This is a genomic window from Hymenobacter caeli, assembly GCF_013294115.1.
GTDB lineage: Bacteria > Bacteroidota > Bacteroidia > Cytophagales > Hymenobacteraceae > Hymenobacter > Hymenobacter caeli.
Genome location: NZ_JABSNP010000006.1, coordinates 74,325 through 100,525 on the forward strand (window position 1 = coordinate 74,325; position 26,201 = coordinate 100,525).

At 65.8% G+C, this 26,201-nt stretch carries 17 protein-coding genes; 4 read left to right on the forward strand and 13 right to left on the reverse strand.

The annotated features are described in order from the left end of the window. Positions 1-21: 21 nt before the first annotated feature. Entirely contained in the window at positions 22-1,320 is a 1,299-nt protein-coding gene (gene chrA / locus HNP98_RS08175; protein WP_317171066.1) for a chromate efflux transporter, read from the forward strand. Positions 1,321-1,343: 23 nt separating this feature from the next. Here the strand turns inward: chrA and HNP98_RS08180 are convergent, their stop codons facing one another. From HNP98_RS08180 to HNP98_RS08190, 3 genes are all read right to left on the reverse strand, one after another. After that, complete coding sequence (locus HNP98_RS08180; protein ID WP_173809577.1) at positions 1,344-2,759, reverse strand: chloride channel protein; 1,416 nt, start codon at positions 2,757-2,759, stop codon at positions 1,344-1,346. A gap of 191 nt (positions 2,760-2,950) precedes the next feature. After that, positions 2,951-3,958 (reverse strand): SDR family oxidoreductase, encoded by a 1,008-nt coding sequence (locus HNP98_RS08185; RefSeq protein ID WP_173809578.1) that lies wholly within the window; start codon positions 3,956-3,958, stop codon positions 2,951-2,953. Between the two features lie 223 nt (positions 3,959-4,181). After that, a complete protein-coding gene (locus tag HNP98_RS08190) occupies positions 4,182-5,555 on the reverse strand; it encodes a lysophospholipid acyltransferase family protein (RefSeq protein ID WP_173809579.1) in 1,374 nt (457 codons plus the stop codon). Positions 5,556-5,891: 336 nt separating this feature from the next. Here HNP98_RS08190 and HNP98_RS08195 point away from each other — a divergent pair, with 336 nt between their 5' ends. Next, positions 5,892-7,334, forward strand: coding sequence for a hydrolase (locus HNP98_RS08195; protein WP_173809580.1), 1,443 nt, complete (start codon positions 5,892-5,894; stop codon positions 7,332-7,334). Positions 7,335-7,494: 160 nt separating this feature from the next. Beyond that, positions 7,495-7,986 (forward strand): tetratricopeptide repeat protein, encoded by a 492-nt coding sequence (locus tag HNP98_RS08200; protein WP_173809581.1) that lies wholly within the window; start codon positions 7,495-7,497, stop codon positions 7,984-7,986. A 56-nt stretch (positions 7,987-8,042) separates the two neighbouring features. Here HNP98_RS08200 and HNP98_RS08205 read toward each other — a convergent pair whose 3' ends face one another. The 5 genes from HNP98_RS08205 to HNP98_RS08225 form a co-directional block, all read right to left on the reverse strand. Continuing rightward, positions 8,043-8,705 (reverse strand): SOS response-associated peptidase, encoded by a 663-nt coding sequence (locus HNP98_RS08205; protein WP_173809582.1) that lies wholly within the window; start codon positions 8,703-8,705, stop codon positions 8,043-8,045. 222 nt (positions 8,706-8,927) lie between these two features. Continuing rightward, entirely contained in the window at positions 8,928-10,577 is a 1,650-nt protein-coding gene (gene glgP / locus HNP98_RS08210) for an alpha-glucan family phosphorylase (protein ID WP_173809583.1), read from the reverse strand. Between the two features lie 183 nt (positions 10,578-10,760). Next, a complete protein-coding gene (locus tag HNP98_RS08215; protein ID WP_173809584.1) occupies positions 10,761-11,618 on the reverse strand; it encodes an SPOR domain-containing protein in 858 nt (285 codons plus the stop codon). Positions 11,619-12,407: 789 nt separating this feature from the next. Then, entirely contained in the window at positions 12,408-13,655 is a 1,248-nt protein-coding gene (locus HNP98_RS08220; protein ID WP_173809585.1) for an SUMF1/EgtB/PvdO family nonheme iron enzyme, read from the reverse strand. A gap of 81 nt (positions 13,656-13,736) precedes the next feature. After that, positions 13,737-14,795 (reverse strand): PorP/SprF family type IX secretion system membrane protein, encoded by a 1,059-nt coding sequence (locus HNP98_RS08225; protein ID WP_173809586.1) that lies wholly within the window; start codon positions 14,793-14,795, stop codon positions 13,737-13,739. A 173-nt stretch (positions 14,796-14,968) separates the two neighbouring features. On the opposite strand from HNP98_RS08225, the gene HNP98_RS08230 reads away from it, so the two are divergent. Beyond that, positions 14,969-17,989 (forward strand): AsmA family protein, encoded by a 3,021-nt coding sequence (locus tag HNP98_RS08230; RefSeq protein WP_173809587.1) that lies wholly within the window; start codon positions 14,969-14,971, stop codon positions 17,987-17,989. 192 nt (positions 17,990-18,181) lie between these two features. Here HNP98_RS08230 and HNP98_RS08235 read toward each other — a convergent pair whose 3' ends face one another. The 5 genes from HNP98_RS08235 to HNP98_RS08255 form a co-directional block, all read right to left on the reverse strand. Beyond that, positions 18,182-19,621 carry an efflux transporter outer membrane subunit gene (locus HNP98_RS08235; protein ID WP_173809588.1) on the reverse strand — a complete coding sequence of 480 codons (1,440 nt, stop codon included), beginning with the start codon at positions 19,619-19,621 and terminating at the stop codon, positions 18,182-18,184. Positions 19,622-19,815: 194 nt separating this feature from the next. Next, positions 19,816-22,986 (reverse strand): efflux RND transporter permease subunit, encoded by a 3,171-nt coding sequence (locus HNP98_RS08240; RefSeq protein ID WP_173809589.1) that lies wholly within the window; start codon positions 22,984-22,986, stop codon positions 19,816-19,818. A 112-nt stretch (positions 22,987-23,098) separates the two neighbouring features. Continuing rightward, the gene (locus HNP98_RS08245) at positions 23,099-24,256 is read right to left on the reverse strand and encodes an efflux RND transporter periplasmic adaptor subunit (protein WP_173809590.1); all 1,158 of its coding nucleotides are present in this window, start codon (positions 24,254-24,256) and stop codon (positions 23,099-23,101) included. Positions 24,257-24,292: 36 nt separating this feature from the next. Further along, positions 24,293-24,532 (reverse strand): hypothetical protein, encoded by a 240-nt coding sequence (locus tag HNP98_RS08250; RefSeq protein WP_173809591.1) that lies wholly within the window; start codon positions 24,530-24,532, stop codon positions 24,293-24,295. A gap of 145 nt (positions 24,533-24,677) precedes the next feature. After that, positions 24,678-26,054, reverse strand: a complete 1,377-nt coding sequence (locus tag HNP98_RS08255) for a sensor histidine kinase (RefSeq protein WP_173809592.1) — start codon at positions 26,052-26,054, stop codon at positions 24,678-24,680. Positions 26,055-26,201 lie beyond the last annotated feature (147 nt).

Here is a 26,201-nt window from a genome sequence, read left to right on the forward strand (position 1 = left end):
CGTTCCCTGCCCCACCCGCTTGTGCTGCCCTCTGCCGATGCCCCCCTCCTGCCCGTGCCCCTGGCCCCGCTGCGGCGCACGGGCCGCCGCCTGCGCCGGACGCGGAACTTCATTTTCCTGAAAGACGTGGCCGCGCTGGCCTGCACGGCCTTCGGGGGCCCCTCGGCGCACCTGGCCATGATGTTCCGGCTGCTGGTGGAAAAGCGCCGCTACCTGAGCGCCGCCGAGCTGCTGGAGCTGCAAGCCCTGTGCGCCCTGCTGCCGGGGCCCACCTCCACCCAAACCGTGACCGTGATTGGCTACCGGCTGGGCGGGCCCAACCTGGCCTACCTCACCTTGCTGGTCTGGATTACGCCGGCCACGCTGCTCATGACGCTGGCCGGCCTCACCCTCAGCCACTTGGACGCCGCGCGGGTGGGGGCCCTGGTGCAGTTCGTGCAGCCGGTGGCGGTGGGCTTCGTGGCGTTTTCGGCGTACCGGATTGGCGAGAAGGTCATTCAAACCAAGACCGCGGTGGCCCTGGTGGTGGCCTCGGCCATGCTGGCGTACTTCTTCCAGCTGCCGTGGGTGCTGCCGGTGCTGCTGCTGGCCGGCGGGGCCGTGACCACGGCGCGTTACCGCAAGCACGCCATCGAAACCGATAAAAAACCCTTGCAGGTGGAATGGGCCAACTTTGGGCTGTGGCTGGGCATATTGCTGGGGGCCGCCCTGCTGGGCCACTACACGCACTGGCTGCCGGTGCGCCTGTTCGAGAACTTCTACCGCAACGGCTCGCTGGTGTTCGGGGGCGGGCAGGTGCTGGCCCCGCTGCTGTTCGCCGAGTTCGTCGAGTTCAAGCACTACCTCACGGCCCCCGAGTTTTTGTCGGGCCTGGGCGTGGTGCAGCTCATGCCGGGGCCCAACTTTTCCATCGCCGCCTACATCGGGGCCCTGGCCATGCGGCCCGCGGGGGCCGGCCCGGCCGGGCAGGTGCTGGGGGCCCTGGTGGGCACGGCGGGCATCTTTTTGCCGGGCACGTTCCTGATATTCTTCGTGCTGCGCTTCTGGGAGCGGCTGCGGCAGTACCGCATCGTAAAAGCCTCGCTCGAAGGCATCAACGCGGTGAGCGCCGGGCTTGTCTGCGCCGCCACGCTGCTGCTCTACCACCCCCTGCCCGACCGCCTGCTGGCCCTGCCCTGGCACTGGCACGTAGGCCCCGTCGGCGCCGTGCCGCTGAACCCGCTGCTGGTGGGCACCACGTTTCTGCTGCTGCTCTGGGAGCGGGTGCCGGCCGTGGTGCTCGTGGGGGTGGCCCTGGCAGCGGGGGCCCTGGCGGGCTGAGCGCGGCCGGGCGCGGGCCCGGGCTACGGGGTGGGCGGGGCTTCGGCGGGCGCGGGCGGGGCTTCGGCGGAGGCGGGCGGGCGGCGCTGATCCATCGTTTCGCGCACGAAACCGGCCTTCAGGTGCTCATAGAGCGAGTGCTTGTCCACGAGGGCGGCCACGCCCTGGGCCAGCAAGCCGCTGAGCAGCAGCTGAAAGATGGCCCCGTGGCGGTCCGTCATCTCCAGCACCAGGATGGCGGCCGTGAACGGCGAGCGCACCACGCCGGTGAGGAAGCTCACCATGCTCACCAGAATCAGGATGTTGCGGTCGGCCACGGCCACGCCGGCCAGCCGGGCTATGCCGTCGCCCAGGATGGCCCCCGCGCTGAGTGAGGTGGCAAACACGCCGCCCGCCCCGCCGCTGCTGTAGCTGAGGGCCATGCCGGCAAACCGCACCGGAAACAAGTACCAGGGCGTCAGGCCGTTGTTTTGGAACAGCAGCCGGTTGATGATGGGCTTGCCCGTGCCCACGCCCTCGGCCCCCACGAAATAGGCCAGCGTGCCCAGCGCCAGCCCGCAGCCCAGCACCCAGCCCGCCTGGGCCGCCAGCGTGGTGAACCGCTTGCGGTAGGCGTTGAGCAGCAGCAGGCTTTTGGCGAACAGGGCCCCGGCCAGGCCACACACCCCGGCCACCGCCGCCAGCACCACCAGCACCCAGCCCCCGGGCGAAGTAATTTTGGGGTAGCCCAGGTAGAGGTACGGCCCCAAAAACTCCTGCGCCGTGAGCCCGGCGATAATAACGGCCGTGAACACGGCCATCCGAAACTGGCTCAGGTGGATTTGGGTCAGCTCTTCGACCACGAACACGATGCCCCCCAGCGGCGTGTTGAAGGCCGCCGCCAGGCCGGCCGCCCCGCCCGTTACCAGCGCAATCTGGCGCGAGAGCTGCGGCCAGCCCGCCGGCTGCAACCGGTTGATGGCCCGGAAGATGGCGGCCGACACCTGGATCGTGGGGCCCTCGCGCCCAATTACGCCGCCGCCCAGCAGCAGCACCACGCTGCTCAGCACCTTCACGACGGCCACGCGCAGGCTCAGCAGGTAATCGGTGTGGCGGTGGCGGGCGGGGGTCGACAGCTCGATGCCCGCCATCACCTGCGGAATGCCGCTGCCCCGCGCGGCCGGGGCCAGCCGCACCAGCCACCACGACAGCCCGAAGGCCAACGGGGTGAGCCCGAACGCCAGCCACGGGGCCCGGCCCAGCCAGGTGAAGCTGACCCGCTCGGCCCAACCAAATACTTTTTCGTAGCCCACCGCCATCAGGCCCGTCAGCAGCGAAGCCACCCAGAACGGCACGCTTTGTAAGATGAGCCGGCGCACCCGGGCCGTGTAAAACGGGCGGATGACCTGCTGGTCGAGCCAAGCCAAGGCTTGCGTGTAATGGGAGGGAGCGTCGGGCATCGGCGGGCAATAAGTGGCGAATGGAGCGCAAGTTCGCCCACAACCCGGCGCGTTGGATGAGCAAGGAAGCCGGGCAGCCTACTTCCGCAGCATACGGCCGTGGGGCAATACCGGCCGGCCTTACACACGAAAGCAGCGAAGGAATCCTCCGCTGCTTTCATTTTTTTACGTTTCAAAAAATACCCAGGGCCCTACGGCTGGCCCTTGCCGCCCGCCGAGCCGTACACCTGGCCATTGGCGTAGCTGGCGTCGCTGGCGGCCAGCTGCACGTAGATGGACGCCAATTCCGCCGGCTGCCCGGCCCGGCCCAGGGGCGTGTCCCCGCCGAAATTTTTTATTTTTTCCTGCGTGGCCCCGCCGCTTACTTGCAGCGGCGTCCAGATGGGGCCCGGGGCCACCCCGTTCACCCGAATGCCCTTGGGCCCCAGCTGCTTGGCCAGCGACTTCACGAAGTTCATGGTCGCCGCCTTCGTCTGGGCGTAGTCGTAGAGGTTCGCCGAGGGGTCGTAGGCCTGCTCGGAGGTGGTGGCGATGATGGCCGCACCGGGCGGCATGTGCGGCAGGGCCGCCTTGATGATCCAGAAGGGCGCGTAGAGGTTGGTCTTCATCGTCCAGTCGAACTGCTCGGTCGAGATGTCGAGGATGGATTCGTGGGCCTGCTGCCGGCCCGCGTTGCTCACCACGATGTCGAGCCCGCCCAGGCCGCGCACGGCCTCGGCCACCAGCCGCTGGCAGAAGGCCTCCTCGCGCAGGTCGCCCGGGATGGCGAGGCCCTTGCGGCCGGCGGCCTTGATGAGGGCGATGACCTCTTTGGCGTCGGCCTCCTCGGCCGGCAGGTAGTTGATGGCCACGTCGGCCCCTTCGCGGGCGTAGGCGATGGCAGCGGCGCGGCCCATGCCCGAGTCGCCGCCGGTAATCAGGGCCTTGCGGCCGGCCAGGCGGCCCGAGCCCTTGTAGCTGGTTTCGCCGTGGTCGGGCCGGGGGTCCATCTGGCTGGCCAGGCCCGGCCAGGGCTGCGACTGCCCCTTGAACGGCGGCCGGGGGTACTTGGTGGTCGGGTCCTGGAGCGGGGCCGGGGCCGCGCCGAGGGCCAGGGGGGCCGCTTGCACGCCCAAAATCGGGGCCGCGGCCGCGGCGGCCAGGCCCACGCCCAAGCCGCTCAGCGCTTTGCGCCGGCTCACGTTGCTGTCTTCGCTCATCTTGCTAATCGTTTTTTTGGGTGAACCCGCCGGGTAGCGGCGGGTGGTCCGGTGGGGGGCGCGCAGCGGCCGGTAACCGGACGCCGTTTGGCCAACCCGTCCGGCCCCCGCCTACTCCCACCGCCCACCGGACTACCCGCTTAAACGGGCCCCCGGACCGGGCGTTGCCCAAAAAAACCTGCACAGACGAGCTTGCGGGCACTTTTTTTCGTTTTTTTCCGCCTCACGCCTGCGCCAGGTACTGGGCCCGGGCGTCCTCCAGGTCGGCGAGCAGGGCGGCCCGCTGGGCCAGCAGGGCGGCCCCCTCGGCCGGGGCCCGCCGGAACAGCCGCAGGGCCCGCAGCCGCCGTAGGCGGGCGGCCAGCTCGGCCCCGTAGCCCAGGGCGTAGAAGCCGCTGACGGGCAGGCTGAGCACGTAGAGGGCCGTGAGCCACCAGCGGTGCGCGAGCCAGTGCTGCACGGCCGCAGCTTGCAGGGCGTAGCACAGCGGGAACACCACCAGTCCCACGCCCATCAGCACGGCGGCCCGGAACTCGGGCTCGGTGGGCGTGGCGCGGCGGGCCACCAGCGCGGGCAATTTGTAGGGCAAGTAGTTGTTGACCAGCCCGTAGGCCCACACGGGCAGGCCCAGCGCCAGGTTGAGCAGCCCGGCCAGCCGGCCGCGCCGCTGCGCGTCGAGGGCCGCGTCGTCGAGGCCGTGCCGGTGCAGGGCCCCCAGGTAGTGCGCCAGCCGGGGGCGGGCGGCGGCGAGGCGAGCGGGGTCGTGCCGGGCGAAGTAGGCCACGGCTTGCAGCAGGGTGCGGCTGAGCTGAAAGTTGTCGTAGAGCGTGTCGGGGTCGTCGTCGGGGTTGAGGTGGTCGCCGAAGGTGTGCTCGATTTGCTGGGCCAGCGCGTCGCCGGCCGCGTCGTGGCTGACGACGAGCTGCCACTCCAGCGCTTCCTGGATGGCGGCGGTGAGGGCCGCGGCTGCGGCGTCGGGGTCGGCGGCGTAGGCGGCGGCGTAGGCGGCCACCCGGATGGGCGGGGCCACGTTCAGCAGCACGTCGGAGCGGAAGCGGGTGGGGTCGAAGTAGTTGAGGCCCACGGGCAGCACGTGCAGCCCCAACTGAAAGTCGTGCCGGGCCTCGGCCCCCAGCGCGATGCGGGCGGCCCCGGTTTTGAGGGGCCGCAGCGTGCGCTCGTTCAGGCTGATGCCCTCGGGAAAAATCATGATGGCCCGGCCCTGCCCCAGGTAGTCGTAGCACTTGCCGAAGGCGGCCTCGTTCTGGGCGTGGAGCTGGGCGGCGTTGAGGGCCTGGCCGCCGGCGGTGGCGGCGGCCTCGGCGTCCTGCCGGCGGTAGATGGGCAGGCAGTTCACCGCCTCGAACACGGCCTTCGACACCGGGTTTTTGAAGAACGTGCTCTTGGCCAGGAAGGCCGCCGGGCGGGGCATGTGGGCGGCCACCAGCAGCGGGTCCATGAGGGTGTTGGGGTGGTTCACGGCCAGCAGCAGGGGCCCCGGCAGCGCCAGCCGGTCGCGGTGCCGCACTTCCGCGCGCCGAAAGAAAACGCGCAGGGCCACCTGCACAATGGGTTTCATGACGTGGTAAGCCAGCATAGGTAATGAGCGGTTAGCTTTTAGCTGCTAGCTATTAGCAGGGGCCGTTAAGCGGTCCTTGTTTGGATAAACAACGAGTTGCCAATAATGCAATGTTAGTTTAACGCCGCCTGACTGCTTAGCCGGCAAAATACGCACGCCGGGGCTTTGCCCGAGGCAAGGGCAAGCGCCCGGGCAAGCCCAACCGGAGCCGGCCGGAGCCGCCCCCGGCATTCGTCTACCTCATTCATCGCGGATTAACAATTTATTACCATGCGCTAACCTTGCTTCCAACGCTTCGCAACCGCCCTAGCTTTGTCCCGTACAAGCTCAAAATTTTCACATAATTACTTCTCAATGAAGCATTTGTTTCGTCCCCTGGCCCTGTTTTCGGCCCTGACGCTGCTGGGCGGCTGCGCCAAGCTCGACACGGCTCCCGCCGTGCTCACGGCCCAGGCCACCGCCCAAAACGCCGCGGCCGCAGGCTTCCCTGAGGCCTTCGAGACGGGCTCCAAAGCGGCCTACGCCAGCGCCACCGTGGCCCTGGCCTCGGGCACCTGGACGTTCGACGACGCGCTGCTGGGCACCGCCAGCGCCGACGCGAAGACCGGCAGCCAGTCGGCCCGGGTGCGCAACAGCGGCACGCTCACCATGAACTTCGACCTCACCGCCGGGGCCGGCGTCGTCACCCTCGACCACGCCCGCTACGGCACCGACGCGGCCGGCACCTGGGAGCTGTGGGTTTCTACCAACAGCGGCTCGTCGTTTAGCAAGGTGGGCAGCACCGTCACCAGCAGCGGCACCGCGCTGGCCACGGCCAGCTTCACCGTGAACCTGGCCGGCCCCGTGCGCCTGCAAATCCGCAAAACCGACGGCGGCACCAACCGCCTCAACTTCGACAACCTGACGGTGCAGACCTACGCCGGCACCGGCGGCGGGGGCACCACCCCGCCCGCCACGGGCAAGAAATTCCTGTTCGACGCCAGCCACGCCGAAACGGCCGGCAACGCCGACTGGGTGCTCGACGTGGACGGCGGCGCGGTGCCGCGCTTTCCCACCCCGGCCCAGAGCGGCATCACCAGCAGCACGGCGGAGAGCTACTGGACGGCGGCCCTCTCTTCGTGGGGCGTGGCCCTGGTGAAGCTGGGCGACACCGTGGAGAACCTGCCCGCGGGCACGGCCATCACCTACGGCAACGCATCCAACCCCCAGGACCTGAGCAACTACAGCGTGTTCGTGGTCGATGAGCCCAACACACTCTTCACCGCCAGCGAGAAAACGGCCATCGTCACCTTCGTGAAGAACGGCGGCGGCCTGTTCATGATTTCCGACCACGACGTGTCGGACCGCAACAACGACGGCTACGACTCGCCCGCCATCTGGAACGACCTGATGACCAACAACTCGGTGCAGGCCAACCCCTTCGGCTACAGCATTGCATTGACGAACATCTCCGAAACTACCACCAACGTGCTGGCCAGCAGCAGCAACGTGGTGCTGCACGGCTCGCAGGGCAACGTGTCGCAGCTCAAGTTCAGCAACGGGGCCACCATCACCAAAACCAGCGGCTCGCAGGCCCAACCGCTTATCTGGCAAAGCAGCTCGGCGCAGGGCAACGCCAACATCATGTGCGCCACGAGCACCTTCGGCACCGGCCGCGTCTTCGTCATCACCGACTCGTCGCCGGCCGACGACGGCACCGGCAGCCCCGGCAACACCGTGTACCCCGGCTGGACGGAAATTGCCAGCCACGCCCCGCTGCACCTCAACGCCTCGCTGTGGCTGGCCAAGCAGCAATAGGTTGGTTTGAACTGCTGGCTTTTAGCTGCTAGTTGTTAGCGCTGTTTAGGGCCCGCTGCCAATTTTGGCGGCGGGCCTTTTTGGTGGGCCCGGGCGGGGCTTGGGGCAAACGGTGGTTATTTGCCTCTCCGATTCGTTTAGCTCCCTCGCCCCCGTTTTCATGCGTTCTGTTTTGATTGCCTTTGGCCTGCTGCTGGCCGGGGCCCCCGCCCGGCTTTGGGCGCAGGCCCCCGGAGCAGTGCCACCCCCGGCCACGGCCCCCGCCGGCCCCTACGCGGCCCTTCGGGGCGAAGTAGCTGCGGCCGTTGCCGCCCACTCGCCCCAGGCCCCGACGCTGGCCGACAAGCTGTTTCGCCTCGACCCCAACAATGCCCAGGTGTACCGCGACCTGATGGACATCTACGAGGCGCAGAACGAAGCCCCGGCTCTGCTGGCTTTCTTCACCAGCAAGCTGCCCACGGCCCCGCCCACGCCCACTGCCCAGGGCTACCTGCACTACTACACGGGCATTTTACTGATGCAGCAAGGGCAGCTCGTCGCGGCCCACCCGCATTTCGCCCTGGCCAAAACCCAACTGCACCGGGTGCTGAAGCCCAACGACCCAGCCTTCCGCACCATCGAGCAGGGCTTGGGCGAAGCCAAGCGGCACTAACGGGTAAGCAGCAGGGCCTGGGCGAGGGCACCCGCGGGGCCCCACCCCGGCCCCAGCTACGCCGCTTCCAGTACCTCGGCGTCGTTGTGGGCCGGCGAGTTCACGCGCTTCGTAACCTCGTATTCGCGCATAGCGGCCGCGTCGTAGGGCACCAGCAGCTGCTGGTGGGCAGCGGGCCCCAGGCCGTCGTCGAGCCAGGCGCGCTCGGCGGCGGGGCCCGGCAGGATGACGGGCATGCGGTTGTGCAGCTTGGCCATCAACTCATTGGGCTCCGTCGTGACGATGGTGAAGGTGGGGTGCAGCTCGCCGGTGGCGCGGTCCAGCCACTCGTCCCACAGCCCGGCGAAGGCAAACGGGGCCTCGTCGCGCAGCAGGATGCGGTGCGGCACCTTGCCCGCGGGCAGCGCCTGCCACTCGAAGAAGCTGTCGGCCAGCACCAGGCAACGCCGCCGCGCCAGCAGCTGCCGGAAGCTGGGCTTCTCGGCCAGCGTCTCGGCGCGGGCGTTGATGGGCTTGGGGCCCGCGGCGGGGTCGCGGCTCCAGCTGGGCACCAGGCCCCAGGCCACCAGCTGGATGCGGCCCGGCGCGGCGTTGGTCACAACGGGCAGCCGCTGCGACGGCGCTGCATTATAGGTGGCCGGTGCGGGCGCGTCAAACTTTGCCCCGAAGCGCTGCTCGGCCGCGGGGGCCGGGGTAATGAAGGTGTAACGGCCGCACATAAGACCACAGATTTAACGGATTTTTAACGGATTTAACGGATTTTTAACGGATTTAACGGATTTTTTGTGGTTGTGACCTTTCTGCCGGACATAACTTGGTGATTGGGGTGTTTGATTGGGGCAAAAAAGGAAGGCCGCTCATATCGAGTGGCCTTCCTTTTTACACTTGCATGACGAACTTGAAAACCGGAAGAACTACAAAAAATCTATTCTATCCGTGGTTTAAATCTTGTACAGCTTTTCGTAGTATTCCCGGGCCATACGGCCGCTTTCGAAGGCCGGCTCCACGTCTTTCATGGCCGTTTTCACCACTTTGAGGAAGTTCTTGGGCTGGTCGTAGTACAGGGGCAGCACGTGGTTTTCGAGGATGTCGAGCAGGGCCGTGGCCTCGGCGTCGTCCTTCACGTTGTCGGGCTGCTCCACGGGGGCGTGGGCAATCACGAAGCCGTTTTCCCCATCTTTTATAAATTCGGGAATCCAGCCGTCGGCGATGCTCACGTTCACCGAGGCGTTCATGGCGGCCGTCATGCCGCTGGTGCCGCTGGCCTCGCGCGGGTAGCGGGGCGTGTTCAGCCACACGTCGGAGCCCTTTTTCAGCTCGGCCGACAGCTCCAGCTCGTAGCCCATGAGCACGGCGCAGTTGGGCAGGTTTTTGGTGCGGGAGATGAGGCTGTTGAACACGCTGATGGCCCCGTAGTCGAGCGGGTACGGCTTGCCGGCCCAAATCATCTGAATGGGGTGCTTGGCGTTGGTGGCCAGGGCCACGAAGCGCTCGAAGTGGTGCAGAATCAAGTCGGCCCGCTTGTAGGCCGCGAAGCGCCGGGCCCACACGATGGTCAGCACGTCGGGGTCGAAAATGTTGCCCGTTTGGTCGGCCACTGCTTTAAAGAGGGCCTGCTTCAGCTCGCGCTTGCGGGCCAGCAGGGCCGCGTCGTCCTTGCCCTTGAGGGCGGCGGCCAGCTGCGGGTCGCGCCAGTAGGTGCCGTTCTGGCTGTTGGTGATGGGGATGATGGGGCAAATGCCCTCGTAGTGGCCCCACATCTCGTTGGCCACCGTGCCGTGCACCTTGCTCACGGCGTTGGCGCGGTGCGCGAAGCGCAGGGCCGTGAGGGTGTAGTTGAGCGTGGTGCCGTCGAGCCGGGCCACTTGGCGGATTTCCGCTTCCGGCACCGGGCCAAAAAAGCTCATGTCCGTCAGCAGCTTCAGCGGGCGCTCCTCGTTGCCGGCCAGCTCGGGCGTGTGCGTCGTGAACACGAGGCGCCGCTGCACCTCGGCCAGTTGGCGGCCGTGCTTCTCGTATAAGTAGAAGGCCAGCGGCAGGCCGTGGCCCTCGTTGAGGTGGTACACGTCGGTTGGGCGCCCCAGCAGGTCGAGCAGCTTGCCGCCGCCCACGCCCAGCAGAATCGACTGCGCCACGCGGGCCGCCGCGTCCGGATCGTAGAGGTGGTGCGAAATGGTGCGCGAGAGGTAGTCGTTTTCCGGGATGTCGGTGGTCAGGAAAAACATCGGGGCCGTACCGAACGTCTCCGGGGCCAGGTACAGGGCCCGCACGTGCACGTCGGCCCCGTGGATGGTGATGGGAAACACCAGCCCGGTGTCCTGCAAAAACGAGTACTGCTTCTGGGTGTAGTCCACGCGCAGGGTGCGGTCCGGGTTGCGGCCCTGGTCGTAGTAGCCGTAGCTCCACAGGATGCCGATGCCCACCAGGTTCTGCTTCAGCTCAAAGGCCGAGCGCATGTGCGAGCCGGCCAGGAAGCCCAGGCCGCCGGAGTAGATTTTCAGCGCTTGGTCGAGCGCAAACTCCATCGAGAAATACGCCGCCGCCTGCTTGTACTTGGGCGCGGGCGCGTAAGGTTGAAACGTGAAAGCCATAGAGCGAAAGGGGGCCGCCGGGGCAGCAGTAAAAAGAAAAAGCGCAAAGCCAGGTACGGCCCCCGCCCGGGGCCCGTTGCCGCAAATGTGGCACAGGAACGCAAAAAAAGCGGCAACCGGACATGCATCCGGTTGCCGCTTGCGTTGTCGGCCGACGAAAAAGACGCGTCGGGGTGCCCGTACTTAGCGCAGGGCCACTTCGCGCACCTGTCCGCCAATGCCCCAGACAAGCAGCCAGCGGCGCACGGCTTCGGCCTGGGGCCGCTCGCCGAAGGTGCCCACCAGCACGCGGCTGCGCTGGCGGCCGTCGAGCAGGTCGTTGGCCAGCTCCACGTGCATGCTGGGGTCAAGGGCCTGGATTTTAGCCAGCACGGCCTGGGCTTCAACGGGGGTGGCAAACTCGCCCACCTGCACCAAGAACGAGGCCGGGGCAACGGTTGGCGCGGGCACGGCAACCACGGGCGCGGCGGGGGCTACCTCCGGGGTGGGGGCCACTTCGTAGGTTGTGAACGGGGCATGGGGGTGCGGGTCGCCCAGGCACAGGGCCAGCAGGTTGTCGGGGGCGGTGGTGGGGCCCAGGGGGGTGTCGGGGCTTACCACTTCGGCCACGATAGTGGCCGCGCCCAGCTCTTTCAGGTTTAGTTCCTGGCCCGCTTTTTCGCTCAGGTCGATGATGCGGCGGTTGCGGAAGGGGCCCCGGTCGTTTACACGTACCACCACCGAGTGGCCGGTGAGTACGCTCGTGACCCGCAGGCGGGTATTAAAAGGCAGCGTTTTGTGGGCGCAGGTGTAAGCAAACCGGTTGTAGCGCTCGCCGTTGCCCGTCTCCATGCCCTGGAAGTACTTGCCGTACCAGGAAGCCCGCCCCCGCAGCACCATGTTGGCGCTGGTGGCGTGCGGCTCCAGTACGTGCTTGCACATGTGCGTGTGCGCCGAGTGCCGCACCCGGGCCGTCCGCTTCGAGCGGGCCGAGCCGGGCAAGCTCAGCGTTAACGACAGGAGAAGAACGAAAGCGGAAGCAGGACTACGGAATAATTTCATCGATGTATAGGATGGTGAACCGGCCAAAAGTAGCCGGCCCTTCCTTGCTTGCTAACCCCAAAGCCCCACGCTGCCAAGCGAACTAGTCAAAAACTTGTCTTTTTTTAATAAAACTTGCATTTAATTTATTCAATTACTAAAAAGTAAAAGCTGCCTTACCGAGCCGGTGGGGTATTTTTTGAAAAACCAACCCGGTTTGGAGACCTCATGGCGAAATAAGATTCTGCGACGGGTACAAAATTTTGGCCTCGTGTGCCCGCCCCACGGGTTTGCCGGGTTGCACAAGTCGGCTTTATTTTGTAATGCCTGAAGTGGCACTTTAAGCCGACCACGGCCTTACGTAAGGAACTCGCAGCGCTCCCTCGAAGGCGGCTCCACCGGCCTTTGCAGAAGTATTTTCGAGCCGTTGCTTGTCGGTAGGCTGCCCGGGTTGCCCATCCCTGCCCGAGTGCGCCCGGCGGCCGCTGCGACCCGCAACAAGCGGCTTGGTCGCCCACCCCAGGTTTGCGGTCACAGCGCCCGGAGGCCTTGCAGGCATCGGCAAATTTGCGCGCTTACCGCGCCAATACCCCGCCCCCGCCAGGCGCTGCACTCCCGGCAGCAAATATCGTCCGCTCAGCAAAAAGCAACCGGCCGGAAAAGAGCCAAGCCGCTTTATCAGTTTTGCGGCTCAGTTGGCCCTTCGCGCCAAACGAAAGAAGGCCCCTCGGTGGAGGGGCCTTCTTTCGTTTGGCGGACCAGAAGGAATAAACCTTAGAGCGACTAATCCATTCAGCGAATCTGCGGGCTTTACTTGTTCGAGCCAGCGTTGATCATGGCGCAGCGGAAACCGATGGTGGCCGTGGCCGAATCCTGGGCCATGAAGCGGCGGGTGCCGGGCGCAAGCCAATAGGCCACGTCGCGCCACGAGCCGCCTTTGTACACGCGCACCTTGTCGTCAATCAGCGACTGGTAGCCTTTCTTGTCGTACTTGTCGGCGGGGTCGAGCACGCCGTTGCGGCGGAAGGGGTTCAGGTCTTCCACGTCCTGGAACGAGAGCGGGCGGTACACGTCCTGCACCCACTCGTTCACATTACCGGCCATGTTGTAGAGGCCGTAGTCGTTGGGCGGGTAGGCGTACACCTGCTCGGTAATCATGGCCCCGTCGTTCAGGCTACCGGCGATGCCAGCGTAGTCGCCGCGGCCGCGCTTGAAGTTGGCCAAGAACTGGCCCTGCTTGCTGCCGTAGGCGTTGCGCGTCGTGCGGCCGTCCCAAGGGTAGATGCGCTTCTCCTCCTGGTTCTCGTTGCCCACTTCCTGGGTGCCCACGAGGGCGAGGGCAGCGTACTCCCACTCGGCCTCGGTGGGGAGGCGGTAGTTGGGCAGCGTGTTGCCGTTTTCGATGGAGATGCGGTTTTTAGCATCGGCGGCCGTGGTGCCCTCGGCGGCGGTGCCTTTCTTTTTGCGCGAGAACAACCCGCCGCCTTTTTTCTTACCGGTGTCGCCCTCTTTCATGGCCAGGCCTTCGTTCACCTTGGCGGTGCGCCAGGTACAGTAGTCGTTGGCTTGCAGCCAGCTCACGCCCACTACGGGGAAGTACCGGAAACCAGGGTAACGCAGGTAATACGTCACGTAGGGGTCGTTGAACGATAGGTCGCGGGCCCACACGGTGGTGTCGGGCAGGGCCGACTTATAAAACTCCTCGGCCGAGTCGGTGCGGATAAAGTGCAAATACTCCAGCCAGTGAATGTTCGCTACTTCGGCTTCGTCCATATAGAACGAGGCAATGGTAACGGTGCGCTCCATGTTGTCGTGCGAGAGCGTCACGTCCTCCTCCTGGGTACCCAACACAGTGCGGCCACCCTCGATGAATACGAGGCCCGGACCGGCCGGAATGCCCTTGTAGCTGGACACCTGCATGCCCTTTTCGGTGTTGTATTCGACCCCCGTGGTCGAGGATTCCTTGCCGGGATTGGTGGCGCTACGCTGCCCGCCCGTGCAGCTGGCCAGGGCCCCGAGCGCAACCGCGCCCAGGCATAGATAGTTGGATAATTTCATGACTGGACTAGTTCGACTAGAGGTGAAAAAGTGTTATCAGTAGTAATTCGGTTGCAATTTAAATGCAATATTACAAATAATCTAGAAAGTTGGGCAAGGCGCAATAGGATAATTTCGGCGGCGCAGCCGTTGGTAGGCATTTTCGAGCTTGTCAAACGCACGGATGGCCAAAGTTATTTCGTGCGCCCCGCCCAAATTTGCGCTTAAGCTGCTCAGGCCCACGTCGTAGCTGTAGCCCAGGCGCAAGGCCCCGGCCTGCACGCCCACCACCACGGCCAGCAGCTGCTGCGGCCCAACGCCGGTGCTGCCGGAAAGGTTGCGGTACACGGCCCCCAGCGTGACGGGCGACGCGGTGAAGTACAATCCGGTTTCGAGGCGGTGCGAGCCGCCTTGCCGGCTGTAGGCCGCTACGGGCGTATAACTCAGCTCCTGGGTGGCGGTGCCGGCACCAGGTTTTTTAACGAAAAATTTGTAGCCGCCGCTCACGCTCAGCAGCAGCGGGAGCTGGCTTTGCTGCCGGAAGCCCAGGCTGGGCTGGTTGAGGTGCTGCCCGGCGAGGCTCAGCCAGGCCTGCTCGGTGTAGAGCACCGCGCCGGTGCCCACGCTGAGGTAGTTGACGGGCGCGAAGTCGGGGTTTTCGGCCGAGGGCCCGGTGATTTGGCCATCGGCCGAAATCTGGTCGCCGAACACAAAATTGCCGTAGCCCACACGCTGGCGGCCGTAGCCGGCGCTCAGGCCCCCGCTCAGGGCCACTTCGCGGGTGAGGCGGGTGTGGTAGGCGTACTGGCCGCTGGCTTCGAGGCGGGTGTAGCCCACGGCCCCGGCCCGGTCCTGGTCGATGAGCACGCCGAAGGCGTGGTGCCGGCCGGGCACGTCGGGCCGCCAGTCGGCCGCCGCCTCGCCGCTGTCGAACGAGCCGGCCAGCGTGGGCAGCTGGGTGCGGAAGCCCAGCGTGACGCTGTAATCGTCGAGCAAGCCTGCAAACGCGGGGTTGGTGTGCAGCCGGGTGGCAAAGGGCTGCGAGGAGTACACGTCCTGGGCGTGGGCCGCGGGCGCGGCCAGCGCCGCGCCCAGCAGCAGGGCCGCGCCGCGCCGCCGCCGCCGGGCCGCGGCCCCGCGCAGAGAATTAAAGCATAGCATAAGGGCAGACGAAACGCCGCGGGCCCCTGTTTTGGTACGGGCCGGCCAGCGAAAGTACGGCCCCTGCCCCTGGAAACGAACACCGACGGCCTCCCCCGCCGTTTAAGACCGGGGCCCCGCCGGTGGCGCTATTTTTGCCCTGCTCACTTTTTACGGTTTCATTACGGCTTGCTATGCGAAAGATACTGATTGGTTTGGGCGTGTTCGTTCTGCTGCTGGTGGTGGCCGTGGTGGCCGCGCCGTTCTTGTTCAAAGACCGGCTAAGGGCCCTGGCGGATAAGCAAATTGCCCAGCGCGTGCGCGCCAAGGTGCAGTACGACCCGAATAACATCGACGTGAGCGTGCTCCACTCCTTCCCGGACCTGACCTTGGACATCAAGGACTTGCGCGTGATTGGGCTCGACTCCTTCAGCCGCGACACGCTGGCCTACCTGCCCGGCTTGCGCGTGGGGCTCGATATTATGACGGTCATCAAGGGCCAGGAAATCAAGATTAACACCGTGGAGCTGGACCGGCCCGATCTCAGCCTGCGGGTGCTGAAGAGCGGGCGGACCAACTGGGACGTGATGATTTCCGACTCGGCTGCCGCCGCCAAGGGCCAGGACACCAGCCAGGTGCGGCTGGCCATCAAGGGCTGGAAAATGACCGACGGCCACCTGCGCTACGAGGACCTGACGCTGCCCTTTCGCATGGAGGCCCGCCAGGTGAACCACACCGGCAGCGGCGACTTCGCCAGCAACGTGTTCGAGATGACGTCGAAAACCACGGCCGGCCGCCTCGACATGACCTACGGCGGCGTGGCCTACGTGACGGACAAGCAGCTCGACGCCGACGTGACGATGAACATGGACCTGAACAAAAACCTGTACACGTTCAAAGACAACAAGATCAAGCTCAACGACTTCCCGTTCAGCTTTGCCGGGGCCATTGGGCTGCCCAACGCCACGGACATTACCTACGACGTGACGTTTAAGGCCCTGGAAACGGACTTCAAAACCCTGCTCAGCCTGGTGCCGGGCGTGTATACCGACAAGTTTAAAAACGTGGAAACCAGTGGGAAGGTGGCCTTCGACGGCTACTACAAGGGCGTGCAAAACGCGCTGCGCATGCCCGGCTACGGCGTGAACCTGGCCGTGACCAACGGCCGCTTCAAGTACCCGGATTTGCCGCAGGAGGCCAAGAACATCAACGTGAAGATGGTGGTGGACAACCCCTCGGGCTTCACCAACAACGTGAAAGTGAACGTGTCGCAGTTTCACCTCGACCTGGGGCCCAACCCCGTGGATGGCAACGTGACCATCGACGGCCTGGAGCCGATGAAGGTGGACGGCCGCGTGAAGGCCAACGTGAACCTGGCCGAGGCCCTGAAGGTGTACCCCGTGCCGGGCCTGAGCATGCGCGGCCAGCTGGCGGTGGACGCCACGGGCAAGGGCACGTACTCGAAAACACAGATGCCGGTGGTGAACGCCGCCATCAAGATGACCAACGGCTACGTGAAGTCGAACAAATTCCCGGCCCCGATTGAGGACATCAACCTGAGCGGCACGGTGGTGAACACCACGGGCCAGGTGAACGATACCTACGTGAACCTGCCCCAGTTCCACATGGTGCTGGAAGGCGAGCCGCTCGACGGCCGCCTCACCGCCCACAACATCAACCAGCCGGTGTTCGACGCCAACGTGAAGGGTACGGTGGACCTGACTAAAATCACCAGGATTTTCCCGCTGGCGGGCATGACCGTGACCGGGCGCGTATCGGGCAACATCGCCGCCGCCGGCAACATGGCCGACGTGGAGGCCGGCCGCTACCAGAACGTGAAAGCCAGCGGCACGGTGCAGGCCAAGAACGTGACCTACAAGAGCAAAGACCTGCCGCAGGGCGTGAACATCAGCAGCGCCGCGGGCACGTTCAACAACAACCAGATTGCCATTCAGAGCCTGAACGGCACGGCTGGCACCTCCGACTTCGCGGCCAACGGCACGGTGAGCAACTACCTGGGCTACCTCTTCACGCCGGGCCAGGCGCTGAAGGGCACGATGAACGTGACCTCGCACAACTTCAACGTGAACGAGTTCATGGTGGACCCGGTGAGCAATAAGTCGACGGCCACCGGCCAGGGGGCCCCGGCGAAGGCCACCGGCGTGCTGGAAATTCCGAAGTTCTTCGACCTGGTGCTGAACAGCAAGGTGGACAACGTGACCTACGACAACCTGAAGCTGACCAACGCCAGCGGCACAGTGGCCGTGAACAACCAGATTGCCACGCTGAAGAACCTGACCTTCAACACGCTGGGGGCCACCTTCGGCACCAGCGGCAGCTACAACACCCAAAGCCTGGCGCACCCCAAGTTCGACCTGGGGCTGAACATCAAGAACCTGGATTTCCAGAGTGCTTTCAAGGCCTTCAACACGGTGAAGGCGCTGGTGCCGCTGGCCTCGGCGGTGCAGGGCGTGTTCGGCACCAACTTCAACGTGAGCGGCGAAATGGGCCAGGACATGTTCCCCAAGCTGGCCACGCTGAGCGGCACGGGCTTGTTTGACATCGTGAAGGCGAGCGTGTTGCAGTCGCCGGTGCTGAGCCAGATTTCGAGCCTGACGACCCTGCCCGAGCTCAAGAACCTGCAAGTGCTGAACAAGATTGTGAACGCCCAGATTGTGAACGGCAACTTCGTGGTGAAGCCCTTCGACCTGGCCATTGGCGACGTGAAGATGACCGTGGGCGGCTCGAACAGCCTGGCCGGCCTGCTCTCCTACGTCACGGCCATCAACGCGCCCACCGGCAAACTGGGCAACGCGCTGAGCGGCAAGCTCACGCAGCTCACCGGCGTATCCAACATCCAGGGCACCGACCGGGTGACGCTGGGCCTGAACATCGGGGGCAGCATGACGAGCCCGGTGGTGAAGCTGACCGGCGGCAGCCTCAAGGACCAGGGCAAGGCCATCGTGACCAACGTGGTGAAAGCCAAGCTTACCGACGCCCTGCTGGGCCTGGCCACCAAGAACCGGGCGAAAACCGACAGCACCCAGAAAGCTACCGCCACCACCCAGCAAGCCTCGCAGGAGCAGCTGAACCTGGAGGTGCAGAAGAAGAAGCTGGAAGCGCAGGAAAAGGCCAAGCAAGCCATCGGCGCGGGCCTCAACAGCCTGTTCGGCGGCCGTAAGAAGGCCGCCCCGGCTGATACGGCCAAGAAGTAATGTCTGAACCACGGATTCGGCGGATTCAGCGGATTAGTCGGATTTTGGGGACGATTCTTCTTTCAACTCGCTCCGTTTGATTATTGCGACGCATGAAAAAGGCCCGGGCTACCGGGCCTTTCTTGTAAACGTCTGAATCGTCCCCAAAATCCGACCAATCCGCTAAATCCGATAAATCCGTGGTTCAGACATTTACTGCCAGCCGCCGCCCAGGGCCCGGTAGAGGCTCACGCTTTGCAGCAGCTGGGCCTGGCGGGCATCGGCGAGGCTGAGCTCGGCCTCGAGCACGCTGCGCTGGGCGGTAATCACTTCCAGGTAAGAGGCATAGCCGGCCACGAACAGCTCGTTGGACGTGGCCACGGCGCTTTGCAGCTGGGCCACTTCGCGGGTGCGGAGGTCGGTGACGGCGCGGTAGTTTTCGAGGCCTTGCAGGCCCACCACCACTTCGCGGAAGCCCGTTTGCAGGGCCTGCTGGTAGCGGTAGTAGCCCTCGTAGTTGTTGGCCACCGCCTGGCGGAAATCGGCCCGGTACTGCGCCCGGTTGAGAATGGGCCCGGCCAGGCCCCCGATGAGGCCATAGGTGACGGAGCCGGCATCGAGCAGCAGGTTGGCCCGGAAGGCGTTGAGGCCCAGGTAGGGCGTGAGGGTGAGGCTGGGCAAAAAGGCGGCGCGGGCGGCGTCTACGTCGGCGGTGGTGGCGCGCAGCTCCAGCTCGGCCTGGCGCACGTCGGGGCGGCGCAGCAGGGCCGTGGCGGGCAGGCCGGCCCCGAGGCGGGCGGGCAGGCCCTGCTGGTTGGGCAGCGCGGGGCCCCGGCCGATGGGCTGCGGGTAGCGCCCCAGCAGCTGGTTGAGGCTGGCCTCGGTTTCGGCGATGCGCTGGCGGGTGCCGTAGGCCAGGCTTTCGGTGCGCAGGGCCTGGGCGGCAAACTGCTGCACGGCCAGCTCGGTGACGCGGCCGGCCTGCTTCTGAATGCGAATCAGGCGCAGGCCCTCCTGCTGAAAGCGGGCGTTGCGCAGCAGCGTAGCCAACTGGTTGTCAAGGGTTAGGAGCTCATAATAGGCCCGGGCTACGTCGGCCACCACGTTGGTAACCACCAGGTTGCGGCCCTGCTCCGAGCCCAGCACGCGCAGGTAGGCGGCCTTGCGGCGGCTGCGCAGCTTGCCCCACAGGTCAATTTCCCACGAGCTGCGCAGGCCCACGAAGTAGTCGGGCGTGAGGCCGGTGGGCACGCGCTGGTTGCCGTCGATATTTTGCGAGAGGTTGGTGTCGAAGTTGCCCACGCCCGTCATGGTGTACTTGCCGTAGCGGTCGAGCCCAACGCTGCCCACGGCCGTAACCGACGGAAACAGGGCCCCGCGCCGCGCCAGGTACTGCGCCTGAAACACCTCCACCCGCTGCACGGCCACCCGCAAATCGAGATTTTGCCGCAAGGCCGTGTCGATGAGACCGGCCAGGGCGGGGTCCTGGAAAAACTGCCGCCACGGCGTGGCCCCGATGCTGCTGGTATCGGTGAGGGGCACCTGGGTGAAGGATTTAGGGGCCCCGGGGCTGGGGGCGGGGCCGGCGGGGGCGGCCACGCGGCAGCCGGCGGCCAGGCTGAGGAGGAGCGCAAAAGAGAGGAAACGGAGCATGGGGTTATCGTGCTGGCGGGGCGCCTCGCCCCCCGGCTCCCTCTCCGAAAAGGAGAGGGGGAGCCACGGTAGCGTTGGCGGTTGCTTTTTACTAATTGATTGATTCCGAAAATTCACGCATCGTCGATAATCGGTCGGCTCCCCCTCTCCTTTTCGGAGAGGGGGCCGGGGGGCGAGGCGTCCCGTGGGGCCGCTCAATGCGCCACCAGCTCCGCTGCCGGCGCGTGCGCTGGCTCGGTTGCTTCCTTAGCAGCATCCAGGTTCTTCACCTTCTCGAAGCTGGCAAACAGTACGTACAGGCCGGGTATCAGCACCATGCCGAACACCGTGCCGATGAGCATGCCGCCCGCCGCCGCCGTGCCGATGGAGCGGTTGCCCAGGGCCCCCGCGCCGCTGGCCGTGACCAGCGGGATGAGGCCGGCGATGAAGGCGAACGAGGTCATCAGAATCGGCCGCAGGCGCGATACGGCGCCCTGCACGGCGGCCTCCAGCACGGTGGCCCCGGCGCGGCGGCGCTGCTCGGCAAACTCGATGACGAGGATGGCGTTTTTGCCCAGCAGGCCGATGAGCATCACCAGCGCCACCTGGGCGTAAATATTGTTTTCCAGCCCCAACAGTTTGAGGCTCAGAAAGGCGCCGAATACGCCGGTGGGCAGGCTCAGCAGCACGGGCAGCGGCAGCAGCAGGCTTTCGTACTGGGCGGCCAGCAGCAGGTACACGAACACCAGCACGAGCGCAAACACGTACAGGGCCTGGTCGCCGCTCAGAATCTGCTCGCGCGTCATGCCGCTCCACTCGTAGGCGAAGCCCTTGGGCAGCACCTTGGCGGCCACTTTCTGGATGGCCGAAATGGCGTCGCCCGAGCTGTGGCCGGCGGCGGCGTCGCCGTTGATCATGGCCGAGGTGTACATGTTGTAGCGCGTCAGCTGGTCGGGGCCAAACACGCGCTCCAGCCGCACGAACGTGGAGAAGGGCACCAGCTCGCCGCGGTTGTTTTTTACGTGCAGGGCCAGCAGGTCGTCGGGGCGGCCGCGGTACTCGGGGCCGGCCTGCACCATCACCTTGTACATCTGCCCAAAGCGGATGAAGTTGGAGGCGTAGTAGCTGCCGAGCAGCGTTTGCAGCGTGCTCATGGCCTGGTCCACGGTCACGCCCTTTTTGGCGGCCAGGTCCTGGTCCACGTGAATGAGGTACTGCGGGAAGTTGGGGTCGAAGCCGGTGAACGCGCCGCTGATGGCCGGCTCCTTTTGCAGGGCCGTCAGGAAGGTTTGCGACACCTTGGCCGTTTGCTGCAAGTCGCCGCGGCCCGTCTTGTCAATCAGCCGCAGCTCGAAGCCGCTGCTGTTGCCGAAGCCCGGTACCGTGGGCGGGGGCAGGAACTGAATGTCGGCGTCCTTGATGCCTTTCGTCTTCTCCTCCAGCTCTTTGATGAACTCCGGCACCGACTGCTTGCGCTCCTCCCAGCCCTTAAGGTTAATCATGCCCATGCCGTAGCTGGAGCCCGCCGCATCGGTCACCAGGCTGTAGCCGGCCAGCGTCGAAACCGATTCTACCGGCTTGAGCTTCTGGGCGATGCGCTGCACCTGGGCCAGCACGGCCTCGGTGCGCTCCACGGTGGCCCCGGCGGGCGTGGTCACGTTGATGTACACCATGCCCTGGTCCTCGGTGGGGATGAAGCCCGACGGCAAAATGCGGCTGATGCCCCAGGTGGCCCCAAAAAACAGCAGCAGCACCCCGATGGTCACCACCCGGCGGCCGGCAATGCCGTGCAGCAGCCGCTGGTAGCCGCCGGCCAGGCCCTCGTACCGGTTATTAAAACCCTTGAAGAACTTGCCCACCAAACCCGTGCGCTCACCCTCGGGGTGCTTGAGCATGAGCGCGCAAAGCGCGGGTGTCAAGGTCACGGCGTTCACGCCCGAAATGACGATGGCAATGGCCAGCGTGAGCGAAAACTGGCGGTAGAACACGCCCACCGGCCCGTCCATGAACGACACCGGGATGAACACCGCCGACATCACCAACGTGATGGCAATCAGCGAGCTGCTGATTTCGTGCATGGCCTCGTAGGTGGCGGTGCGGACGTCCAGGTGCTTCTCCTGCATCTTGGCGTGCACGGCCTCCACCACCACAATGGCGTTATCGACCACGATGCCGATGGCCAGCACCAACGCAAAGAGCGTGAGCAGGTTAATCGAGAAGCCCAGCATCTGCATGAACGCCAGCGTGCCGATGAGCGCCACCGGCACGGCCAGCGCCGGAATGAGCGTGGAGCGCCAGTCCTGCAAAAACAGGTACACGATGAGGAACACCAGCAGAAAGGCCTCCACCAGCGTGCGCAGCACCTCGTGAATGCTGGCGTCGAGGAAGCGCGACACGTCGTAGGAAATGCTGTACTTCATGCCGGGCGGGAAGCTGGTGGCTTGCAGCTCGGCCATGCGGGTTTTCACGTTGGCAATCACCTCGCTGGCGTTGGAGCCGGGGCGCTGCTTGAGCATGATGGCCGCCGAGGGCTGCCCGTCGTTCTTCGACGACATGCCGTAAGTGAGCGAGCCAAACTCCACGTCGGCCACCGCCTTGAGGCGCAGCATCGAGCCGTCGGGGTTGGCCCGAATCACGATGTTGCGGTACTGCTCGGGCTCGAACAATTTGCCGGTGTAGCGCAGCACGTATTGCAGCTGCTGGGCCTTGCCGCCCGAGCTTTCGCCCGACTTGCCGGGGGCCGCTTCCACGTTTTCGGCCCGGATGGCCTGCACAATCTCGTCGGTGCCCACGTTGTAGGCGGTCATGCGGTCGGGCTTCAACCAGACCCGCATCGAGTACTCGCGCGAGCCCATAATCTCAGCGAAGCCTACCCCGTTGATGCGCTTCAACTCCTGCAATACGTTGATATCGGCGAAGTTGTAGATAAACTTCTCGCCCGTTGCCTTGTCGTCGCTCGTGATGTTGAGGTAGAGCAGCATGGAGTTAACTTCCTTCTCCGTCGTCACGCCGGCCTTGATGACCTCCTCGGGCAGCTCGTCAATCACGGTGGTCACGCGGTTCTGCACGCCCACGGCCGCCAGGTCGGGGTCGGTGCCCACCTCGAAAAACACCGTGATGAGCGTCACGCCGTTGTTCGAGCTCACCGAGTTCATGTACGTCATGCCCGGCACGCCGTTGATGGCGCGTTCCAGCGGCGTGGCCACGGCCTTGGCGCACACCTCGGCGTTGGCCCCGGTGTACTTGGCCGTGACGGTCACCGAGGGCGGCACGATGTCCGGGAACTGCGTGATGGGCAGCGTGAACAGCGCCAGCCCGCCCAGCAGCACCAGGAACACGGAGATGACCAGCGAGAGAATCGGCCGGCGAATGAAGATGTCGAACATAAATTAGTGCTTAAATAGCAATTCGTTGACCGTTCAGCGGAGCGCCTCACGGGCCCCCTTTGGGGCCGGCCCGCTGAACGATGACTGACTTATGGATACGTAGCCAAGAAACTCACTGCACGGCCACCGCCGCCGAGTCTAGCAGCACGGCTTTGGCCTGGATTTTCTGGCCGTCGTGCAGCTCCGGGGCCCCTTCGTACACCACCCGCTCGCCCGATTTCAGGCCGTCCTTCACCACGTAGAAATCGCCTAAGCGCGTCTGCGGCGCGAAGTTGCGGGTGTGCACCGTGCCGTTCGGGTCCACCACGTACACGTAGTTTTTGTCCTGAATCTCGAACACCGCCTTTTGCGGCAGCAGCAAGGCCGAGGGCAGGCCGTTGGTGAGGCGCACCTTGCCCGAGGCCCCGTGGCGCAGCAGCCGCTGGGGGTTGGCGAAGCGGGCCTTGAGGGCGATGGAGCCGGTGTTGGGGTTGAAGCCGCTCTCTGCCGCTTCGATGCGGCCGGCCAGCGGGTACTGCTCGCCGTTGGCCAGCGTGAGGTGTACCAAATCGGAGTGCTGCTCGGGGTGCAGCCGCCGGGCCTTGGTGTAGTCCATGTAGTTGCCCTCGGCCACGTCGAAGTAGGCGAACACGGTGCTCAAATCCGCCACTGTCGTGAGCAGGGTGCCTTCTTCCACCACGCTGCCCATCTTGAGCGGAATGCGGTCGATAACCCCATCGAAGGGGGCACGCACCAGCGTGTAGCTCAGGCTGAGGCGGGCGGCGGCCTCGCCGGCGCGGGCGGCGGCAATCTGGGCGTCGGCGTCGTTCACCTTGCTCGTTGAGAGGTCCGACTCCGTTTTGGCGATGATGTTTTTGTCTACCAGCAGGCGCACCCGGCCGCGCTCCACGCGCACGGCGGCGGCCTGGGCCCGGGCGCTGGCCACGGCGGCGCGGGCCTGGGCCAGCTTGTTCTGGTAGGCGCTGGCGTTCAGGCGAAACAGCAGCTGGCCCTTCTTTACGGGCTTGCCCTCCTCCACGTAGATGTGCTCCAGAAAGCCCGCCACCTGGGCCCGCACCTCCACGTTGCGCACCGCCTGGATGTCGGCCACGTAGTCGCGGTGCAGCTGCTGGCTGGAGGTTTTCAGCGTGACCACCGGCACCACGGGCGGGGCCTCGGTGGTGTCTTTTTCGGCCTTGGCCGAGCAGCCGGCCAGGCCGGCGGCCAGCAGGCCGGCCGCGGCAGCCAGCGCAAATGGGCGGGCGAAGGAACAGCGAAACAAAAAATTCATGGGGCAAGAGGTGAGTAAGCGAAAGGCCCCGGCCGGCTACTGGGCCGCGGCAGTAGCGGTGGGCAAAATGACTGGCGGCGCGGACCGCAGGGCCAGCAGGCTGTCCTGCTGGTGGTGGTCGGCCTGGCAGCGGGCCAGCAGCCGCTGCGTCAGGCGCAGGTCAGCTTCGGTTTCCTGGACGTCTTCGTAGTCGGCTGCCGCCGGGGCCCGGTTGTGCAGCAAAAAGCCGTTGAGCCCCAGCGACAAGGCCAAAGCCCCCGCCAGCAGCAGGGCCATGAAATTTAACGACCGGAACGGATTGGACATGGGCAGGCGAGGCAGTGGCAACTGCCCGCAAAGCACCCCCCGCGACATTAAAACGGTATGAGAACCGTATTAGAAAAGATGAAAACGGGATGAATAATTCACATCCCTGCCCGCCCTACACCGGCGACGCCGGCAGCCACACCGTGGCCGTGGTGCCCTGGCCCACGGCCGAAGTCAGCTCCAGCCGGCCTTCGTGGCGGCGCACGATGCGCTGCGTGAGGGGCAGGCCCAGGCCGTAGCCGGGGCGGCCCATGGCGCCGGCGGCGCGGTACAGCGGCTCGTAGATGCGGCCCAGCTCGTCGGGGCTGAGGCCGGGGCCGGCGTCGGTGACGCACACGCGCAGGGTGCGGGGGCCCTCGTAGGCCAGCTCGGCCAGCACCGGGCCGGCCGAGTACTTGGCGGCGTTGTCGAGCAGGTTGAGCAGGGCAGTGGTGAGCAGCTCGGCGTTGCCGGGCAGCATGAATACGTCGCCCTCGGCGGTGGGGGGCAGGGCCCCGAAGGCCAAGCGCAGCTCGCGGCTGGGGTACTTGGCGCGGGCAAAATCCAGGGCCTGGCCCAGGCACTCATCGAGGCGCACGGGCGCGAAGGGCGGCAGCGTGCCGTCGGCCTTGGCCAGGGCCAGTAGGCTGGCAGTCAAGCCCTGCAAGTGGCGGGCCGCGTCGAGCGAGTGGGCCAAGCTCTCGCGGGCGTCGGGCAGGGTGGCGTCGTAGGCCAGGGCCGTTTCGAGGGTGCCGGTGAGGGTGGTGAGGGGCGTGCGCAGCTCGTGCGAGGCGTGGGCCAGAAAGCTCCGCTGCGCCTCAAAGGCCTGCTCCAGCCCGGCCAGCATGGTGTTGAAGGCCCGCGCCAGCTGGGCCAGCTCGTCGCGCCCGTTGCCCTCCGACAGTCGCCGGCCCAGGTTGGTGGCCGAAATACGGCTCGCCTGCCGCCCGATGCGCGCCACCGGGGCCAGCGCCGCCCCCGCAAAGTGCCAGCCCGCCAAAATGCTGAGCGCCAGGGCCCCCACGTTGCCCAGCAGCAGCAGCAGCCCCAGCTGGTACAGGCGTGCCCAGCCCAGCTGGTCGTCGGCCGACACGAAAATGGCGTACTGCGTGCCCTCGTGGTCGTAGCCCAGGCCCACGGCCTCGCGCCGCCCGCCGGCCCCGAAGCCCGTGCGCTGGCCCGGCCGCAGGGCCCCCAGCCGCGCCCGGTTGGGGCTTTGGTCAATGTCGTCGGCGCTGCTGTAGCGCAGCTCGCCGCCGGGCCCGTAAATGCTGATTTGCTCCTCGGGCAGCGTCAGCAGGTCGCGGCGGCGCAGGCTGCCGAGCCGCCCGGTTTCGAGCTTGCCGGGCCGGACGAGCAGCCGCCCCGCCAGCGTGGCGCTGGTGCCCAGCCGGTGCTCGAAGCGCTGCGCCCGCGTGCTGTCATTGAAGTAATAAATGAACGCCGAAAAACTGACCTGAATGGCCAGCACCACCAGCGTAAAGCGCAGCATCAGCTTATTGCGAATCAGCATGTTGGGGCGAAAGTAAAAGGCGAAAAAAGGCCGTCATGACGGGCTTGCCGAGACATCTCGCTCGCTTCATCCAACGATTGAATTAGCGCAGCACGCGCGATGTCTCGGCAAGCTCGACACGACGGCCTTTTATGTCAAAGCGTCCAC

Bases quoted from the DNA above. Each gene is read 5' to 3' on its own strand.
- HNP98_RS08180 (WP_173809577.1), bottom strand. From the start codon at position 2,759: ATGCCCGACGCTCCCTCCCATTACACGCAAGCCTTGGCTTGGCTCGAC.
- HNP98_RS08185 (WP_173809578.1), bottom strand. From the start codon at position 3,958: ATGAGCGAAGACAGCAACGTGAGCCGGCGCAAAGCGCTGAGCGGCTTG.
- HNP98_RS08190 (WP_173809579.1), bottom strand. From the start codon at position 5,555: ATGCTGGCTTACCACGTCATGAAACCCATTGTGCAGGTGGCCCTGCGC.
- HNP98_RS08195 (WP_173809580.1), top strand. From the start codon at position 5,892: ATGAAGCATTTGTTTCGTCCCCTGGCCCTGTTTTCGGCCCTGACGCTG.
- HNP98_RS08200 (WP_173809581.1), top strand. From the start codon at position 7,495: ATGCGTTCTGTTTTGATTGCCTTTGGCCTGCTGCTGGCCGGGGCCCCC.
- HNP98_RS08205 (WP_173809582.1), bottom strand. From the start codon at position 8,705: ATGTGCGGCCGTTACACCTTCATTACCCCGGCCCCCGCGGCCGAGCAG.
- glgP (WP_173809583.1), bottom strand. From the start codon at position 10,577: ATGGCTTTCACGTTTCAACCTTACGCGCCCGCGCCCAAGTACAAGCAG.
- HNP98_RS08215 (WP_173809584.1), bottom strand. From the start codon at position 11,618: ATGAAATTATTCCGTAGTCCTGCTTCCGCTTTCGTTCTTCTCCTGTCG.
- HNP98_RS08220 (WP_173809585.1), bottom strand. From the start codon at position 13,655: ATGAAATTATCCAACTATCTATGCCTGGGCGCGGTTGCGCTCGGGGCC.
- HNP98_RS08225 (WP_173809586.1), bottom strand. From the start codon at position 14,795: ATGCTATGCTTTAATTCTCTGCGCGGGGCCGCGGCCCGGCGGCGGCGG.
- HNP98_RS08230 (WP_173809587.1), top strand. From the start codon at position 14,969: ATGCGAAAGATACTGATTGGTTTGGGCGTGTTCGTTCTGCTGCTGGTG.
- HNP98_RS08235 (WP_173809588.1), bottom strand. From the start codon at position 19,621: ATGCTCCGTTTCCTCTCTTTTGCGCTCCTCCTCAGCCTGGCCGCCGGC.
- HNP98_RS08240 (WP_173809589.1), bottom strand. From the start codon at position 22,986: ATGTTCGACATCTTCATTCGCCGGCCGATTCTCTCGCTGGTCATCTCC.
- HNP98_RS08245 (WP_173809590.1), bottom strand. From the start codon at position 24,256: ATGAATTTTTTGTTTCGCTGTTCCTTCGCCCGCCCATTTGCGCTGGCT.
- HNP98_RS08250 (WP_173809591.1), bottom strand. From the start codon at position 24,532: ATGGCCCTGCTGCTGGCGGGGGCTTTGGCCTTGTCGCTGGGGCTCAAC.
- HNP98_RS08255 (WP_173809592.1), bottom strand. From the start codon at position 26,054: ATGCTGATTCGCAATAAGCTGATGCTGCGCTTTACGCTGGTGGTGCTG.